Source organism: Streptomyces regalis, from assembly GCF_001509475.1.
In the GTDB taxonomy this organism is placed as follows: domain Bacteria; phylum Actinomycetota; class Actinomycetes; order Streptomycetales; family Streptomycetaceae; genus Streptomyces; species Streptomyces regalis.
Genome location: NZ_LLZG01000013.1, coordinates 69,115 through 84,827, shown reverse-complemented (window position 1 = coordinate 84,827; position 15,713 = coordinate 69,115). Strand labels below are relative to the sequence as shown.

Below are 15,713 nucleotides of genomic sequence, written 5' to 3'. Positions count from 1 at the left end.
TGCTCGTGCACCGTGGCGGGGCCGGTGACCGGAGGGGACGACACCTCAGCTCACCCCCTGTCGCCGGGCGATCTGCTTGGCCTGGCTGACCGCGTCGTTCCAGGCGTCGTCGGGCTTCTTGCCCTTCGCCTCGATGCTGCTCAGCTCGGCCATGAAGGGCGCCATGACCGCGGAGTCGGCGGGTGCCTCGTAGCTCACCGGGATGGCCTCGGCGGCCGGGCCGAAGACCTCGATGATCTTCTGCCCGCCGAAGAAGGCGTCGGGGCCCGTCATGGCTTCCATCGAGTACGTCGCCGGAGAGGCGGGGAAAATGGTGGCGTCGGTGTAGCTCTTGGCGTTGTTGTCGGGGCTGAGGATCCAGCTGATGATCTTGAACGCCTCTTCGGGGTTCCGGCACTGCGAGGGCAGGGCCAGGTAGGATCCGCCCTGGTTGGCGGGCCCGCCGGGCGTCGCGCAGACCCGCCACTTGCCCTTGGTGCCCGGCGCCGCCGACTCGATGTCCAGCGCGTGCCAGGCGGCGCCGAGTTCGGTGGCCAGGTTCTTGCCGATGGCGGCGTTCCAGGTGTTGTCGTTGATCTTGGCGTCGATGCCCAGCGTGTACGGACGTATCGCCGTGGTCCACGCGGCGCGGATGTGGTCCTGGTCGCCGATGAAGTGGTTGTCCTCGTCGATGAACCGCTTGGTGCCCTGGCCGACCGCGATGTTGAACACCGAGCTGATGTTGTTGACCAGGAAGACGCCGGGCTGCGCCTTCTTCAGCTCCGAGCCGAGGGCGAAGTAGTCGTCCCAGGTCTTGGCCATGGCTGCGACCTTGGCCGGATCGGTGGGCAGCCCGGCCTTGTCGAACAGGTCCGCGCGGTAGAAGAGCGCGGTGGGACCGATGTCGATCGGGAACCCGATCTGCTTGCCGTCCTTGGTCTGGGCGAGCTTGGTCTTCCACTCCAGGTACTGGGACGAGATCTTCTTGAAGCCCAGGTCGTTCAGGTCGAGGAAGCGGTCGGCGTTCGGCAGGAAGGAGGCGATGTCCTCGCCCTTGATGCCGGTGATGTCGGGTACCGAGGAGCCGCCCGCCGCGAGGGTGGTGGTGAGCTTCTGCTTGAAGTCGCCGCCGATGGAGGCGGCGGTCAGCTTGATCTGGCTGCTGAAGTGCGTCTTGGCCTCGGCGACCACCTTGTCGCTGAGGGCGCCACCCCAGTACCACAGGGTGAGGTCCTTGCCGTTCTTGGTGCCGGTCGATTCCGAGCCGCCGCAGGCGACGGTCAGGCCGGAGGCTGCCGCGGTGAGCACGGCGGCCTGGAGGAAGCCTCTACGAGAAAGGTCCACGGGTCACTCCTGTTGTTCCTGTACGACGTGGAGAGTGGAGAGGGGGTGTGAGGGTCAGTGCCGCCGTTCGCAGGCGCGTGGGCCCACGGGCGTGGGACCGGCCGGCGGGGTGACGGGGGCGTGGCGCACGGGCGGGCCGACGTCGGCCGGGATGCGGTGCGCGAGGAAGCCGTACGCGCGTCGCAGTTCGGGGTCTTTCACCGACCGCCACCAGCGGTCGACGCCGTACCAGCCGGGGGCCGCCAGCGCCCCGCCGTGGTGCCGTACGGACAGCCCGGCGGCGAGCACGGCGAACCTGAGCCGTTCTTCCAGCGGCCAGCCGCCGAGCGAGGCCGCGACGAAGCTCGCGCCGAAGACGTCGCCGGCGCCCGTGGCGTCGAGGACGTCGACGTCCAGGGCCGGGACCTCCGCGTACTCGCCGGTCATCTGATCGACGGCCACGGCTCCGTCCCCGCCGCGCGTCACCACGGCCACCGGCACCAGCTCGCTGAGCGTGCCGAGCGCCGCGACCGCGCTGTCGGTGCGGGTGTAGGCCATCGCCTCGGTCTCGTTGGGGAGGAAGGCATGGCACAGGGCGAGCTGGTCGAGCAGGTCGGTCGACCACTGCTGGGTGGGGTCCCAGCCGACGTCGGCGTAGATCTGCGTGCCGTTCGCGGCGGCCTTGGCCAGCCACTCGCGCGGTTCGGCCTCGAGGTGCACGAGGGCCGTGCGCGCCTCGGGCGGGTCGCCCATCAGCGCGTCCTGCGAGTACGGGGGTTCCTGGCCGTGGGTGACGAGGGCCCGGTCGTGGCCGTAGGCGAGGGAGACGGTGACCGGGGTGGGCCAGCCGTCCGCGGTGCGGGAGAGCGAGAGGTCGATGTCCTCCTGGTCGCACAGGATGTCCCGGCACCACTCGCCGTAGAGGTCGTCGCCGAACACCGTGGCCAGCGAGGTCCGCAGGCCGAAGCGGGCGGCGGCCACCGCCAGGTTGGCGATGCCACCCGGGCCGCAGCCCATGCCGCCCGTCCAGATCTCCTCACCCGGCGTCGGCGGCTTTCCGAGCCCCGTGAGGACGAGGTCGTAGAAGAGCAGCCCGGTCAGCAGGACCTCGGGCCGGTCGTCGTCCACGGATCGCGTCCTCTCGCTCGTCACTCCGCCTCGCCAGAGCTCGGAGATCGTCAAAACTCTTCATTTCGGTGAGCGGAATCGTGCGCCGCTCCGCGGGATTGGTCAATACCCGAGCAGAAATGAGCATGGCGATGATTGAAGATGACGAGTAGTGTTCACGTCGTGCTGGCAGAACGACGACACCAACTCATCTTGCGGGCCCTGCGCTCCGGCGGCCCCGCGGCCGTGACCGATCTCTCCGAGCAGCTGGGTGTGAGCCCCGCCACGATCAGGCGTGACCTGGTCAAACTCGAGGAGGACGGCCTGCTCACGCGGGTGCACGGCGGGGCGGTCGCGGACGAGGGCGACCAGCCCTTCGCCGAGGTCGCCGAGGTGCGCGTGGCCGAGAAGGACGCCATAGCCGCGCACGCCGCCGCGATGATCGAAGACGGTCAGTCGGTGCTGCTCGACATCGGCACCACCGCCTTCCGGCTGGCCCGCCAGCTGCACGGCCGCCGGCTCACCGTGATCACCAGCAACCTGGTGGTCTACGAGGAACTCGCCGACGACGAGGGCATCGAGCTGGTGCTGCTCGGCGGCATGGTCCGCCGCGAGTACCGCTCCCTGGTCGGCTTCCTCACCGAGGACAACCTGCGCCAGCTGCATGCCGACTGGCTCTTCCTGGGCACCAGTGGAGTGCGGCCCGGCGGGCAGGTGATGGACACGACGGTCGTCGAGGTGCCGGTCAAGCGAGCCATGATCAAGGCCGGCGAGAAGGTCGTGCTGCTCGCCGACGCGGCGAAGTTCCCCGGTACGGGTATGGCGAAGGTGTGCGGTCCGGACGACCTGGACGTGGTGGTGACGAACGCGCCGGTCGACGCGGCGACCCGGTCCTCCCTGGAGGAGGCGGGCGTCGAGGTGGTCGTGGCAGGAAAGGTGCAAGCGTGAAACTGACGATTCTGGGCGGCGGCGGATTCCGCGTACCGCTCGTGTACGGGGCGCTCCTGACGGACCGCGCCGAGGGCCGGGTCACCCACGTCGTGCTGCACGACCTGGACGCGCAAAGGCTCTCCGCGGTGACCCGTGTGCTCGCCGAGCAGGCGGCGGGCGTACCGGACGCGCCCGAGGTGACCGCCACGACCGACCTGGACGAGGCCCTGCGCGGCGCCGACTTCGTCTTCTCGGCGATCCGCGTCGGCGGCCTGGAAGGCAGGGCGAACGACGAGCGGGTCGCGCTCGCCGAGGGCGTCCTCGGCCAGGAGACGGTCGGCGCGGGCGGCATCGCCTACGGCCTGCGCACGGTCCCGGTCGCCGTCGACATCGCCCAGCGGGTGGCCCGCCTCGCGCCGGACGCCTGGGTCATCAACTTCACCAACCCGGCGGGCCTGGTCACCGAAGCCATGTCCCGCCACCTCGGCGACCGCGTCATCGGCATCTGCGACTCGCCGGTCGGCCTCGGCCGCCGTATCGCCCGCGTGCTCGGCGTGAAGAACCCCGGCGAGGCATGGATCGACTATGTCGGCCTCAACCACCTCGGCTGGGTCCGCGGCCTGCGCGTCGCCGGCCGCGACGAGCTCCCTCGCCTGCTCGCCGACCCCGACCTGCTCGGCTCCTTCGAGGAGGGCAAGCTCTTCGGCGTCGACTGGCTCCGCTCGCTCGGCGCGATCCCGAACGAGTACCTGCACTACTACTACTTCAACCGGGAAGCCGTCCGCGCCTACCAACAGGCAGACAAGACCCGCGGCGCCTTCCTGCGGGACCAGCAGGCCGGCTTCTACGAGCAGATGCGCAACCCGGACGCCTCCGCCCTTGAGGTCTGGGACCGCACCCGCGCCGAGCGCGAGGCCACCTACATGTCCGAGAACCGCGAGACTGCGGGCGCCGGCGAACGCGACGCCGACGACCTCTCCGGCGGCTACGAGAAGGTGGCGCTCGCGCTGATGCGGGCCATCGCCCGCGACGAGCGCACGACCCTGATCCTCAATGTGCGCAACCAGGACACCCTGTCCGTCCTCGACACCGACGCCGTCATCGAGGTCCCCTGCCTGGTCGACGCCAACGGCGCCCACCCGGTCGCCGTCGCCCCGCTGCCCGACCACGCCACCGGGCTCGTCTGCGCGGTCAAGGCGGTCGAGCGCGAGGTGCTCGCCGCCGCCGAGTCCGGCTCCCGTACGACGGCGGTGAAGGCCTTCGCGCTGCACCCGCTCGTCGACTCCGTGAACGTGGCCCGGCGGCTCGTCGACGGCTACACCGGCGTCCACCCCGGTCTCGCGTACCTTAAGTAGGCACCCCGACGGAAAGCGCTTTCCCGCTCGCTCTCTCTGGAGAACCCTCATGCACGACGAACGCCGCCGGATCGAAGAACGCGTGGAGCGCCTCCACGACCAGCGCATCAAGCCCGCGATCTACGCGGCCACCGTCCCCTTCGAGGTCGAGGCCTGGCAGGCGCCGGGAGAGCCGGTGCCGTTCGCGGAGGCCGCCGCAGCGCCCTACGAGCCCTTCGCCATGGACACCCCGTGGGGCCCGCCCTGGGGCACCACCTGGTTCCGGATGCGCGGCCAGGTGCCCGCCGAGTTCGCCGGCCGGCGCGTCGAGGCCGTGATCGACCTCGGCTTCGTGGGCGACTGGCCCGGCAACCAGGCCGAGGCGCTGGTGCATCTGCTGGACGGGACGCCGCTGAAGGCGGTCAACCCCCTCAACCAGTACGTGCCGATCGCCAACCCGGCGACGGGCGGGGAGACGATCGAGTACCTGGTCGAGGCGGCGTCCAACCCGGACATCCTGGCCAACAACTTCGTGGCCCCCACCCCGCTCGGCGACATCCTCACGGCGGGGGACAAGCCCCTCTACACCTTCAAGCGCGCCGACATCGCGGTCCTCGACGAGGAGGTCTGGCACCTCGACCTCGACCTCCAGGTGCTGCGCGGGCTCATGGTCCACCTCGGCGAGCACGAGCCGCGCCGCCACGAGATCATGCACACCCTGGACCGGGCCATGGACGCCCTGGACCTCGACGACATCTCCGGCAGCGCCGCCGCCGTCCGCGAGGTGCTCGCCCCGGCGCTGGCCAGGCCCGCCCACGCCAGCGCGCACACCGTCTCCGGTGTCGGCCACGCCCACATCGACTCGGCCTGGCTGTGGCCGATCCGGGAGACGAAGCGCAAGACGTCCCGGACCTTCTCGAACGTCACGTCGCTCGCCGACGAGTACGACGACTTCATCTTCGCCTGCTCGCAGGCCCAGCAGTACGAGTGGGTGCGCGACAACTACCCGCACGTGTGGGCCCGTATCCAGGAGTCGGTGAAGAAGGGGCAGTGGGCGCCGGTCGGCGGCATGTGGGTCGAGGCCGACGGCAACCTGCCGGGCGGCGAGGCCATCGCCCGCCAGCTCGTCCACGGCAAGCGGTTCTTCATCGAGCACTTCGGCGTCGAGACCAAGGGGGTCTGGCTGCCGGACTCCTTCGGCTACACCGCCGCCTACCCGCAGCTGGCCAAGCTCGCCGGTAACGAGTGGTTCCTGACCCAGAAGATCTCCTGGAACCAGACCAACAAGTTCCCCCACCACACCTTCTGGTGGGAGGGCATCGACGGCACCCGCATCTTCACCCACTTCCCGCCCATCGACACCTACAACGCCCGCTTCAGCGGCGAGGAGATGGACCGCGCGGTCCGCAACTACTCCGAGAAGGGCGGCGGCACCCGCTCCCTCGCCCCCTTCGGCTGGGGCGACGGCGGAGGCGGTCCCACCCGCGAGATCATGGAACGGGCACGCCGGCTCGCCGACCTGGAGGGCTCGCCCAAGGTCGTCGTCGAACACCCCGACGACTTCTTCGCCAAGGCCCGCGAGGAGTACCCGGACGCCCCCGTGTGGGTCGGCGAGCTCTACCTGGAGCTGCACCGCGCCACCTACACCTCACAGGCCCGCACCAAGCAGGGCAACCGGCGCTCCGAACACCGGCTGCGCGAGGCCGAGTTGTGGGCGACGACGGCGGCACTGCACGCGCCGGGCTACGCGTACCCGTACGAGAAGCTGGACCGGCTGTGGAAGACCGTCCTGCTGCACCAGTTCCACGACATCCTGCCGGGGTCGTCGATCGCCTGGGTGCACCGTGAGGCGGAGGCCGAATACGCCCGCGTGGCCGAGGAGCTGGAGGCGCTGACCGCCGAGGCCGTGGCCGCGCTGGGCGCCGGCGGCACCCGGGTGTTCAACACCAGCCCCTTCGACCGGGCCGAGGTCGTCCGCACCCCCGAGGGCGCACCGGCGTACGTCCAGGTGCCCGCGAGCGGCAGCGCGCCGCTCACCGGCGCCGAGCCCGCGCAGTCGGTGAAGGTGCAGGGCCGGGTCCTCGACAACGGCCTGGTGCGCGTCGAGGTGGCCGAGGACGGCACCCTGTCCTCCGTGTTCGATCTGCGAGCGAACCGCGAGGTGCTCGCCGACCAGGGCAACCTCCTGCGCCTGCACACCGACCTCCCGAACTACTGGGACGCCTGGGACATCGACAAGCACTACAAGAACCGCTACACGGATCTGCTGGACGCCGACGCGGTGGCCGTCGTCGAAGAGGACCCCCTGCGCGGCGCGATCCGCGTCACGCGTTCCTTCGGCAAGGGCTCCAAGGTCACCCAGACCATCACCGTCCGCGCCGACAGCCCCCGCATCGACTTCGAGACCGAGATCGACTGGCACGAGGCCGAGAAGATCCTCAAGGCGGGCTTCCCGGTGGACATCCGCGCCCCGCACTCCTCCGCCGAGATCCAGTTCGGCCACATCCAGCGGCCCACCCACACCAACACCAGCTGGGAGGCGGCCCGCTTCGAGGTCTCCGGCCACCGCTGGGTGCACATCGCCGAGCCCGGCTACGGCGTCGCGGTCATCAACGACTCGACGTACGGCCACGACGTCTCCCGCACGGTCCGCGACGACGGAGGTACGACGACCCGGGTCAGCCTCAGCCTGGTCCGCGCCCCGCGCATCCCGGACCCCGAGGCCGACCAGGGCAAGCACCGCTTCACCTACTCCCTGCTCCCCGGCGCGAGCATCGAGGACGCCGTCGCCGAGGGCTACGCCCTCAACCTCCCCCTGCGGGTGGCGGATGCGGCGGGCACGCCCGAGCCGGTCGTCTCCGTGGACGGCAACGGCGTCACCGTCGAGGCGGTCAAGCTGGCCGACGACCGGTCCGGCGACGTCGTCGTACGCCTCTACGAGTCCGGCGGCGGCCGCGCGACCGGCGTCCTGCGCACGGGCTTCGAGCTCGCGGGCGCCCAGGTGACCGACCTGCTGGAGCGCCCGCTGCAGGACGCGGACGTCACCGGCGACGGCGGGATCGCGGTCGCCCTGCGCCCCTTCCAGGTCCTCACGCTCCGCCTGCGGCGCGCGGAAGGGAGCTGAGCGCGGGTGCCCATGCAACCCTGGTTCACCGACGCCAAGTTGGGGATCTTCATCCACTGGGGCATCTACGCCGTCGACGGCGTCCAGGAGTCCTGGTCGTTCTACGACGACATCGTCCCGTACGACCATTACATGTCCCAGTTCGACCGCTTCACGGCGTCCCGCTACGACCCGCGCGACTGGGCGAAGCTCTTCGCGCGGGCCGGCGCCAGGTACGCCGTCCTGACCAGCCGCCACCACGACGGCGTCGCCCTCTGGGACACCGCCCACGGCGACCTGAACGTGGGCCGCGACCTGATCGGCGGCTACGCCGACGCCCTGCGCGAGCAGGGCCTCAAGGTCGGCCTCTACTACTCGCACTCGGACTGGAGCCACCCCGACTACGCCTCCACGCGCAAGCCCGGCCGCCCGCCGGAGCTGGAGGACAACCGGTACTCCGAAGTCGCGGCCGAGGACGAGGACCTGGACGCCTGGGAACGCTTCCTCGCCTACCGGGACGGCCAGATCCGCGAACTCACCACCCGCTACAAGCCGGACCTGCTGTGGTTCGACGGCGAGTGGGACCGCAGCGAGGAGCAGTGGCGCATCCCCGAACTCGCGGCGCTGATCCGCTCCGAGGTGCCGGACGTCGTCTTCAACGCCCGCATGCTCGGCGAGGGTGACTACGCGACGCCCGAACAGGGCGCCCCGGTCGTCCCGCCCGAGGGCCCCTGGGAGCTGTGCCTGACGGTCAACGACTCCTGGGGCCACCAGCACCACGACCACCACCACAAGTCGGTCGACCAGCTGATCCGCTACTTCACGGAGACGATCGGCGGCGGTGGCAACCTGCTGCTCAGCGTGGGGCCACGCGAGGACGGCACGATCCCGCAGGAGCACGTCGAGCGCCTGGAGGGGCTCGGCGACTGGATCGCCAAGCACGCGGAGGCGGTGTACGGAACCGAGCGCGGACTCCCGCCCGGTCACCACTACGGCCCGAGCACCCTCTCCAAGGACCACCGCACCCTGTACCTGATCATCTTCGACGCCCCGCGGGCCGAGATCAACGTGCGCGGGCTGCTGGGTTCGGTACGCCGGGTCACCGTCCTCGGCAGCGGCACCGAACTGGCCCACCGCATCACCGGTGGCCTGCACGAAACGCCGGGCGTGCTCTGGATCGAACCGCCCGCCGAGGCAGACCTCGACCCGTACGCCACGGTGCTGGCCGTCGAACTGGACGGGGAGCTGGAGCTGTACCGAGGTTCGGGCCGGTTCTGACCTTTGCCCCTGAAACGCACTTTCGGGCCGGCCGGCCGCCGCCCCCGTGACAGCGCCGGCCGACCCGAAGCCCCCGTGCTTCCCCCGTTGTGGTGCGTTCCCCCGTGGTTCCCCGTAGTCCCCCGTGGTTCCCCCGTTGCCTTTCACTCTTATGAGCGCGCTGTCCGCGCCCTGATACACCCTCCTGAGAAAAAGTTGCCGAGAAAGAGTCGCCTCAGCCGGTGAACCCGGCCGTGATGGACGTGAACTGCCAGTTGCTCTGGCTGATCCCGGAGCAGTTGCTCGTCACGCCGCCGCCCGGGCACGGCCGGTCGCGGTTGACCGACCAGAAGGCGAGGCGGGCGATGTGGCGGGAGTTCGCCCAGTCGCGGATCTGGGTCCAGATCGCGGGCGAGGTGAGCTCCTGCTGGTCGGACAGGCCGTTCATGCCGGAGATCCCGATGTGGGCGTAGGCGGTCGCGTCGTCCCACCCGAAGGTGGACTTCAGCTTGTTCTTCAGCCCCTCCGTCGCGTTCACGGTGGTGCCGTACATGTCGGCTCCGCCGCCGAAGTCGAACGGCATGATCGTGAACACGTCGATGCCGGCGTTCAGCGCCTTGGCCTGCTCGATGAGCCGGTTGCCCCAGTACGTCGGCCCGGTCGTCGAGGTGCCGAAGGTCAGGACGGTCCGCAGGCCCGGGTTGTTCGCCTTGACGATCTTCAGGGCGTTCAGGATCCGGTCCTGCACGGTCGCGTTCTCGAATTCGTCGGTGTTCTCGATGTCGACGTCGATCGCCTTCAGCCCGTACGCGTCGATCACCTTCTGGTAGGCACCCGCCAGCGCCTCGGCCGACGAGCAGTTCGGCCCGAGCTTGTTGCCGCTCCAGCCGCCGATCGAGGGCACGATGTCACCGCCCGCCGAGCGGATGGAGTTGATGACGCTCTGGTCGTTCCCGCCGGTCAGCGGGCGCTGTCCGTCCCAGGCCGGGTTGCAGCCGCCGGAGGACAGGATGAACGCCATCGTGTACCACTTGATGCCGGTCGCGTTCATCACCGAGGTCGCGCTCGGCGGGTCGCCCCAACCGAGGTAGAGGTAGGGCGCGGCCTGCTTGAAGCCGGTACCGCCACCGCCGCCCGCGTCCGTCGTGACGGTCACGGCGTTGGAGGCCGCCGACACGTTCCCGGCCGCGTCCCGCGCCTTCACCGTGAAGGTGTAACCCGTACTCGGCGACAGACCGCCGACTGTGGCACTCGTACCGGAGACACTGAGCACCTGGCTCGAACCGCGGTAGATGTCGTACGCCGTCACCCCGACGTTGTCCGTCGAGGCGTTCCATGCCAGCGACACGCTCGACGACGTCTTGCCGGTGGACCGCAGGTTGCCCGGCACCGTCGGCGCCTGGCTGTCCGAACCGCCGCCACCGGGCCCGTCGAGGCTGATGTCGTCGGCGTAGTAGGTGCCCTGCGCGTACCAGCCGTGGACGTAGACGGTGGCGCTGGTCTGCGAGGCGCCGGTCGTGAACGACAGGACAGGGACAGCTGACCGTACGCCGACGGCGACGACGTCCACGTGGACGCACCGCCGTCCACACCGAGGTAGACGTAGGACCCGCGCACCCAGCCGCCGAGTGTGTACGTAGTGTTCGGCTGGACGGAGACGGTCTGACTGCACTTGGCGTTGTCACTCGAACTCACCGCCCCCGCAAGGGCTTTGGAGCCGCCGTGCACGGGGGAGGAGACAACCGAGCCGAGGTTGCCGGTGCAGGACCAGGGGGAGAGGGCGCCGGATTCGAAGCCGGCGTTGGAGAGGATGTTGGCCGCATGGGCCGTACCGGGTAGGACGACGGCTCCGGTGACCGCGAGGGCGGCGGAGCCGAGCAGGGCGAGAAGTCGACGTCTGAGACGTCTGAGGGGTTGGTTGCGCACGCGATCTCCCTGAGGAATGTGAGGTGTTCGGGAGTGCACGAGGTGCAGAGGGGTGCGCAGACCAAGTTGGTATGGACCAATCCCGCTGTCAAGCGTTGATGCCGGGATTGGTCCATACCGGGTGAGGTGACGTCCCTAGGGGGCGCGGGGAACTGCGCGAGCAACCACACACCACCCGCGCCCGGCAGACAACCTAAAGCGGCAGTACCTGAGCCGAAACCTCAACGGACTCGACCGGCGCAGGAAGGGCGGGTAGCAACGCATCCGACTCTTCGACACGCTGCTGCGGAATGGACACCGGCCGCAGCGGCCGCGGCCCCGAAACCACCGTGTAGTCCTGTCCGAGGAATGGCGGCGTAACCTCCCCCGGATCCTCCCCGAGCGCCAACTGAACAGCCAGCCAAGGCACATTGACCCCGCACAGCGACAGCTGATGCAGCCCCCCAGCAGGCCGCGTGTTCACATCCATCAGCACCGGCGTCTCCCCGAACATCCGGAACTGGATGTTGGACAGGTAGTGCAGCCCGAACCCCTCCGCGATCAGCCGCGCCGGCTCCAGCCACTGCTCCTGCAGGGTGAACCCACGCCGGCGACCGTTCTTGACCCGGCCGATCGCCAGCCGTACCCGGTTGTCGGGACCGGTGAGGCAGTCCACCGACACCTCGGGCTGCTCCAGCCGCGGCATGACCAGCCAGTCCACCGGCTCGTCGGCCCGCCGCAGCGCGTCCACCACAAGATCCAGCTGCACATACGGAGTCGGGAACCCGTTGAGGTGCATGAGTGAGAAGGGGGCGCGCGTGATGACGCGGAAGCCCACCCCGCCCGCACCGGACGCCGGCTTGAAGCAGGCCTTGTAGCCCCCCGCCTCCAACTCCTCGACGGCGGCGACGAGTTCATCGGCGGTGCGCACCCGCCACCACGGTGGTACCGGCACCCCGATCGCCTGCACGGCCTCGTACGCGATCACCTTGTCGTGGAAGACCGCCACGGCCTCGGGCGGCGGCGCCAGCAGCGCCGTACCGGCCGCCTCGAAATCCGCGCGGTGCGCCACGACCGCCGACTGGTTCAGTCGGGGCACGAACACGTCGATGCCGCGGCGCCGGCACTGGTCGAGCGCGTACTCGACATACGCGGCCGGGGACAGGCCCTCCGGCTCCAGGTCGGCGGTGTCGGCGGCGGCCAGCACGGGTGAGTCGGCGTCCCCGTGCGTGGCATGGATCTCGACTGCCCGATCGCTGGGATTTCTCCGCAGCTGATCCATGAAGAACACGTTCTCCGCGTACGTGCGGTTGAGCCAGACGCGTACGCGAGAGACCATGCAGGGCCGTCCTTTCGGGTTCGCGGGCAGGGCAAAGCAGGCCCGTGCCCGGGCAGGGTGGTTGGAGGGACACCAAACCGCCCCGTGCGAAGGGACGTTCATGGCGGTGGTGTTGGGGCGATCATACGGCTTTCAAAGGGCGCCGCGTGCAACGTACGTGTTACGGAATTGCGGATCATTCCTGACCACCCTGGCCACCCCGGCCAGCCGCCCCGGCACCGCCCTGTCGGGCCGCCGACGAGATCCCGTCTTGTACCGGCGCGGCACTCTGTGTTCTCGTGGTGTCATTCGCGTGATCGAAAGGGGCGAGGGGTGACGTCGACGGCCGGCGGTGCCGGACAGCTGCTGGCCATCAGTGACCTGCATATCGGCTACGAGGAGAACCGCGCCCTCGTAGAGAAGATGCGCCCCGACTCGGACGACGACTGGCTGCTCGTCGCCGGTGACGTGGCGGAGACCGTGGCCGACATCCGCTGGGCCCTCGAGACGCTCGCCGGCCGCTTCCGCAAGGTCGTCTGGGCACCCGGCAACCACGAACTGTGGACCCACCCGAAGGACTCCGTCACCCTGCGCGGCGTCGCCCGCTACCAGCACCTCGTCGAGATGTGCCGGGAACTCGGCGTGACCACCCCCGAGGACCCCTGTCCCGTCTGGGACGGCCCCGGCGGCCCGGTGACCGTGGCCCCGCTGTTCCTGCTGTACGACTACTCGTTCCTGCCCTCCGGCTGCACGACCAAGGAGGAGGGGCTGAAGTACGCCCACGGGACCGGCATCGTCTGCAACGACGAGTACCTGCTGCACCCCGACCCGTACCCGTCCCGCGAGGCCTGGTGCGAGGCCCGGGTCGCCGAGACCGAGCGCCGGCTCGCCGCACTGCCCGAGGACCTGCCCACGGTCCTCGTCAACCACTACCCGCTGGACCGGCACCCCACGGACGTCCTGTGGTACCCCGAGTTCGCCATGTGGTGCGGCACCCGGCTGACCGCGGACTGGCACCGCAGGTTCCGCGTCGAGACCATGGTCTACGGCCACCTGCACATCCCGCGGACCACCTGGCACGAGGGCGTCCGCTTCGAGGAGGTGTCGGTCGGATACCCCCGAGAGTGGCGCAAGCGACCGGATCCGCCGGGGCGGCTGCGCCGGATTCTGCCCAGGGAGGACGGGGTCCGTTGATCGAGGAACTGCTGCCGGACGCGGTCGTGACCGTTGAGGCGTACGGCGACGAGGAGCCCCCGAACACGGCCCTGTACCCCGAGGAGGAGGCCGTCGTCGCCAAGGCGGTCGGCAAGCGCCGCCGGGAGTTCGCCGTCGTACGCTCCTGCGCGCGTCGCGCCATGGAGAAGCTCGGTGTGCCGCCGCAGCCGATCCTGCCCGGTGAACGCGGCGCCCCGGCCTGGCCGGCCGGCCTGGTCGGCAGCATGACCCACTGCGACGGCTACCACGCCGCCGCGCTGGTCCGCGCCGCCGACCTGGCCTCCCTCGGCATCGACGCCGAACCCCACGGGACGCTCCCGGAGGGCGTCCTGCCCGCCGTCGCCCTGCCCGCCGAGGCGGACCGGCTGCGCCGCCTGACCGGCGAGCACCCCGGCATCCACTGGGACCGGCTGCTGTTCAGCGCCAAGGAGTCCGTCTACAAGGCGTGGTTCCCCCTCACCGGAAAGTGGCTGGACTTCACCGAGGCCGACATCGACGTCTTCGCCGCCCCCGGCGACCGGTGCAGCGGCGGCTTCCGGGCCCGGCTCCTCGTGCCGGGCCCGGTGGTGGGTGACCGTCGGATCGACCTCTTCGAGGGCCGGTGGACGGTCCAACGGGGGCTGGTCGCGACCGCGGTGAGCGTGCCGCACACCTGAGCCCGCGCCGGGCATCCCGTGGGAGGCGCTACGGTCCGCCACCGGTTCGCCAGAGCTCCGCTAGGGCTCCGCGGGGCACCAGCTCTGCAGCAACCGGAAGAACTCCTCCTCGTTGCCGCTCAGTCCCGCGTCCGCCAGCGCCTGTTCCGCCTCGGCGAGGACGGAGGGCGGGACGACGGGTGGTCGGCGGGAGCCGGGGGGACCGTCGAACGCGGCTCGTACGGTGTGCAACAGCCGCAGATAGGCCTGGACGGCGGTGCGCTCGCGGTCGGTCAGTACGGCGGTGGGCATCGGTCGGCTCTCCCCAAGTCGGCGTCGTCGCGTCACGCCCCGCATATGAGGGCGCATCACCAGCTTGCCGTCCGCCACTGACAATCGGGTTCGTCCACGCGTCGGTTCGCCCGCTTAGCGGAGGCGAAACCTCCCCGAAATCCCTTGTGGGAAAGCCGTCCTAGGCTGGAAGGAAGGGCTTTCGGTCGCGCTGTGACGGCCGGGGAACGCGTACAGGAACGGAGGCGAGTGCGTGGACGACGTACCCTCACGGCGCCCGGCGCGCGCCGTACGGCTGCGTCCGGTGGGCGACGGAGAACTCGAGTTGCAGTACCGCGTCGTGCACGGCTACCGGCGCGCCTTCCGGATGGCCGGCGAAGGTCCGGCGCTGGTGCTGATCCACGGCATAGGGGACTCCTCCGACACCTGGGCCGAGCTGATCCCCGACCTTGCCCGCACGCACACCGTGATCGCCCCCGACCTGCTCGGCCACGGCGCCTCGGACAAGCCGCGCGCCGACTACTCGGTGGCCGCGTACGCGAACGGCGTGCGCGATCTGCTCACCACGCTCGGCATCGAGTCGGCGACGCTGGTCGGGCATTCGCTGGGCGGGGGAGTGGCGATGCAGTTCGCCTACCAGTTCCCCGAGCGCACCGAGCGGCTGATCCTGGTCAGCGCGGGCGGGGTGGGCCGCGAGGTCAATCCGGTGCTGCGGCTGGTCTCGCTGCCGGGCGCCCATCTGATGCTGTCGACGCTGCGACTGCCGGGCATGCGGCTCCAAGTCGGGCTGGCGGTACGCCTGATGAGGCTCCTGGACACCGACCTCGGCCAGGACGCGCCGGAACTGCTCACCCTCGTCGACGCGCTGCCCGACGAGACCTCGCGCAACGCGTTCATCCGCACCCTGCGGGCGGTCGTCGACTGGCGCGGACAGGTGGTCACCATGCTGGACCGCTGCTATCTCACCGAGGGCATGCCGACCATGCTGCTGTGGGGCGACCGGGACAGCGTCGTGCCGGTGCGGCACGCCTACGGCGCGCACGAGGCGATGCCGGGCAGCCGGCTGGAGATCTTCGAAGGGGCGGGCCACTTCCCGTTCCACTCCGACCCGGCCCGCTTCGTCGCCCTGGTCGAGGAGTTCACCTGCGGCACGGACCCCGCCGACTGGAGCCGCGAGCACTGGCGCGAGCTGCTGCGCGCGGGACGGCCCGGCACGGCGGCGGGGCAGCCGGACACGGCCCGTACACGCGCGGCGGAACGGGACCTGCGGGAGGCGAGCGAACGCAGCGCGACGTGACCCGAGGGGCCGTATCCGG

Annotated in this window: 11 protein-coding genes and 1 pseudogene; 7 read left to right on the top strand and 5 right to left on the bottom strand. The window is 70.4% G+C overall.

From position 1 onward, the window contains the following. Positions 1–45 precede the first annotated feature (45 nt). Together ADL12_RS03810 and ADL12_RS03805 are read right to left on the bottom strand one after the other, a co-directional pair. Positions 46–1,323 carry an ABC transporter substrate-binding protein gene (locus ADL12_RS03810; RefSeq protein ID WP_062698434.1) on the bottom strand — a complete coding sequence of 426 codons (1,278 nt, stop codon included), beginning with the start codon at positions 1,321–1,323 and terminating at the stop codon, positions 46–48. 54 nt (positions 1,324–1,377) lie between these two features. Further along, complete coding sequence (locus ADL12_RS03805) at positions 1,378–2,430, bottom strand: carbohydrate kinase family protein (RefSeq protein ID WP_062698432.1); 1,053 nt, start codon at positions 2,428–2,430, stop codon at positions 1,378–1,380. Positions 2,431–2,592: 162 nt separating this feature from the next. Between ADL12_RS03805 and ADL12_RS03800 the strand changes: the two genes are divergently transcribed. The 4 genes from ADL12_RS03800 to ADL12_RS03785 are packed head-to-tail and all read left to right on the top strand — an operon-like array spanning position 2,593 to position 9,054. Next, on the top strand, positions 2,593–3,357 hold the full coding sequence (locus tag ADL12_RS03800) for a DeoR/GlpR family DNA-binding transcription regulator (RefSeq protein WP_062698431.1): 765 nt from the start codon (positions 2,593–2,595) through the stop codon (positions 3,355–3,357). Continuing rightward, a complete protein-coding gene (locus tag ADL12_RS03795) occupies positions 3,354–4,694 on the top strand; it encodes a 6-phospho-beta-glucosidase (RefSeq protein WP_062698430.1) in 1,341 nt (446 codons plus the stop codon). Before ADL12_RS03800 ends, ADL12_RS03795 begins: the two co-directional genes overlap by 4 nt. A gap of 49 nt (positions 4,695–4,743) precedes the next feature. Next, positions 4,744–7,797 (top strand): alpha-mannosidase, encoded by a 3,054-nt coding sequence (locus ADL12_RS03790; RefSeq protein WP_062698429.1) that lies wholly within the window; start codon positions 4,744–4,746, stop codon positions 7,795–7,797. Positions 7,798–7,803: 6 nt separating this feature from the next. Next, on the top strand, positions 7,804–9,054 hold the full coding sequence (locus ADL12_RS03785) for an alpha-L-fucosidase (protein WP_208614463.1): 1,251 nt from the start codon (positions 7,804–7,806) through the stop codon (positions 9,052–9,054). Positions 9,055–9,268: 214 nt separating this feature from the next. Here the strand turns inward: ADL12_RS03785 and ADL12_RS03780 are convergent. Together ADL12_RS03780 and ADL12_RS03775 are read right to left on the bottom strand one after the other, a co-directional pair. Next, a pseudogene (locus tag ADL12_RS03780) lies at positions 9,269–10,959 on the bottom strand (carbohydrate binding domain-containing protein). 193 nt (positions 10,960–11,152) lie between these two features. Further along, positions 11,153–12,277 (bottom strand): ATP-grasp domain-containing protein, encoded by a 1,125-nt coding sequence (locus ADL12_RS03775; RefSeq protein ID WP_062698427.1) that lies wholly within the window; start codon positions 12,275–12,277, stop codon positions 11,153–11,155. 312 nt (positions 12,278–12,589) lie between these two features. On the opposite strand from ADL12_RS03775, the gene ADL12_RS03770 reads away from it, so the two are divergent. Together ADL12_RS03770 and ADL12_RS03765 are read left to right on the top strand one after the other, a co-directional pair. Beyond that, complete coding sequence (locus ADL12_RS03770) at positions 12,590–13,450, top strand: metallophosphoesterase family protein (RefSeq protein ID WP_079051816.1); 861 nt, start codon at positions 12,590–12,592, stop codon at positions 13,448–13,450. Continuing rightward, positions 13,447–14,127, top strand: a complete 681-nt coding sequence (locus tag ADL12_RS03765; RefSeq protein WP_062698426.1) for a 4'-phosphopantetheinyl transferase family protein — start codon at positions 13,447–13,449, stop codon at positions 14,125–14,127. The genes ADL12_RS03770 and ADL12_RS03765 overlap by 4 nt, the downstream gene beginning before the upstream one ends. A gap of 60 nt (positions 14,128–14,187) precedes the next feature. Here ADL12_RS03765 and ADL12_RS03760 read toward each other — a convergent pair whose 3' ends face one another. Then, positions 14,188–14,418 carry a hypothetical protein gene (locus tag ADL12_RS03760; protein WP_062698425.1) on the bottom strand — a complete coding sequence of 77 codons (231 nt, stop codon included), beginning with the start codon at positions 14,416–14,418 and terminating at the stop codon, positions 14,188–14,190. Between the two features lie 232 nt (positions 14,419–14,650). On the opposite strand from ADL12_RS03760, the gene ADL12_RS03755 reads away from it, so the two are divergent. After that, complete coding sequence (locus ADL12_RS03755; RefSeq protein ID WP_062698423.1) at positions 14,651–15,694, top strand: alpha/beta fold hydrolase; 1,044 nt, start codon at positions 14,651–14,653, stop codon at positions 15,692–15,694. Positions 15,695–15,713 lie beyond the last annotated feature (19 nt).